Origin of the sequence: Rhodococcus sp. AG1013, assembly GCF_003350365.1 — a bacterium.
In the GTDB taxonomy this organism is placed as follows: Bacteria; Actinomycetota; Actinomycetes; order Mycobacteriales; family Mycobacteriaceae; genus Prescottella.
Window position 1 is genome coordinate 1 of record NZ_QQAT01000044.1, and the last position, 1,783, is coordinate 1,783.

General features: G+C 62.3%; 2 protein-coding genes. One reads left to right on the forward strand and one right to left on the reverse strand.

The genetic code is table 11. The features are described 5' to 3' along the window. Positions 1-125 (reverse strand): ATP-binding cassette domain-containing protein (locus tag DEU38_RS29635; protein WP_181818980.1); only part of this gene is annotated, 125 nt, incomplete at its 3' end. A 389-nt stretch (positions 126-514) separates the two neighbouring features. On the opposite strand from DEU38_RS29635, the gene DEU38_RS27890 reads away from it, so the two are divergent. Next, the gene (locus DEU38_RS27890) at positions 515-874 is read left to right on the forward strand and encodes a hypothetical protein (protein ID WP_147283610.1); all 360 of its coding nucleotides are present in this window, start codon (positions 515-517) and stop codon (positions 872-874) included. The last annotated feature ends 909 nt before the right edge of the window (positions 875-1,783 follow it).

Genomic DNA, 1,783 nt, shown 5'->3' on the forward strand with positions numbered 1-1,783 from the left:
GTCGACTTGCCGGCACCGTTCGGGCCGAGGAAGCCGGTGACGATGCCCGGCTTCACGGAGAACGTGAGATCGTCCACCGCTTTCGTCGACCCGTAAGTCTTTGTTAATTCCCCCACTTCAATCATGAGGGCCATACTGCCCGACGACCGCGACGATCAAAAGCCGGTCGGTAGGCATGTTTGAGATTTGTGAAGCGCTCGGCTCGGATCGCCCGCCAGCGCTTCGCTAACCTCAGCACACAACAATTGTGTTGCAACGACCCCTAGAATCCGCCCTGACGGGTGTGGGGCCGTTGCTGCGTGACCGGCGTTGATGACATGTCCCGGTGGGGCCGGCGGGGTGGCATGCGGGGGCCTGTCGTACCGTGACCTGGGCGGAGGGCCGTCCCGAGTGGGTTTAAGGGCTGCCGGGGGTGGTCCGGGAGTCTCGGCTACGATGCGGTTCGATAGTAAACTTACCGGCCGGTAATGTGGCTGGTATGTCTGGAGGGGAATTCTTGATGTCTCATATTCGCATGATCGCTGCTGCTCTGATTCCTGCTGCTGCGGCGGGGCTGATGGTCACTGCGGCCGGTACTGCGTCGGCCGCTTACCTGCGCTCGGGGGAGGGCTACCAGGGGATTTCGTTCGACCACAACGAGACTCGGATTCTGCGTGATCTGGGCGTCGGCAATGCGATCGACGTAGTTGTTCCGCTGGAGTGGATCGGTATGGCTGTCGGTGAGGGGTCGATCTACGACTCTCCGCTGCCGTATGTGGACGCCACGGCCCAGCAGTTGATCGACGAGGCTGTCGCTCGTGGGGGATACATTCAGTTCGACGTGAGCGATCCCGCGATTTGGGGCAGCCGGTTCGACGTCATCCAGCAGTGGTGATCTGCTGAGCTGAGCAGTCGACGGCCCACACACCCGATTCGGGTGTGTGGGGGCTTTTCGTGGGCTGAGTTGGGGTGATGGCATGTCCCGGTGGGGCCGGCGGGTGGGGTGATGCCCGGTGGGCGGCGGTGTTCGAGCTTGGTGTGGGGGTTCGTCGTGTGGCTCAGTTGTGTAGGGGTGGTGGCACACTCGGAGGTAAGGGGGGTGGGTACGAAGTGGGATCGTGGTTTCGTGAGACTTGGCGGGCGGCACCTCGGCAGAGTGTTGTTGCTGCATTCGTGCTGACGACGTCGTTGACCGCCACGAGTGCGGCACAGCAGTCGTGGGGCGTGGCTGCATATGTGTTCGTCTCGTCGATGGTGTGTGGTGGTGCGGTCGTGGTGCTTGTAGCGCGGTCGAGAGTCCAGCAGCGGGGCCGCCGCGGTCGGTGAGTACCGCAGACAAGAGACCCCTACGGGCTTGGCTTCTGTTTTAGGTGTGGGGCTCTTTTGTGTCTGACCTGCGTTGATGTCATGTCCGGGGTGAGTGTCGGGAGATAGGGGGCCATTGGGTATGAATCTGCAGTTTTGGGAGGTGGGGGCGTTGCTCCGGCATTTGCGGGGCTATCTGGTCAATGCTCGTCGGTTCTTCACGGGGTGGAGTGTCGCTGAGATCCCGCGAACCGAAGACTCTCGTCGCGAAGAGCTGAGCCGGTAAGGGTAGTTCGCGGCCCCGGCACCTTTCCTTGAGTCCTAGTGGTCGTCGCAACACCCCAGTATGGGGAGTGCGATGGTGTTCCAGATCCGGGATCGCTCGGAGAACCGGGGGCGACGGCCTCTGTCCGAGGAACGGCGTGTCTACTTTCAGCTCATGCGGCAGGGTGTGAGCAACGCAGAGGCCTGCCGGATCGTAGGCATCAACCGCCGGACA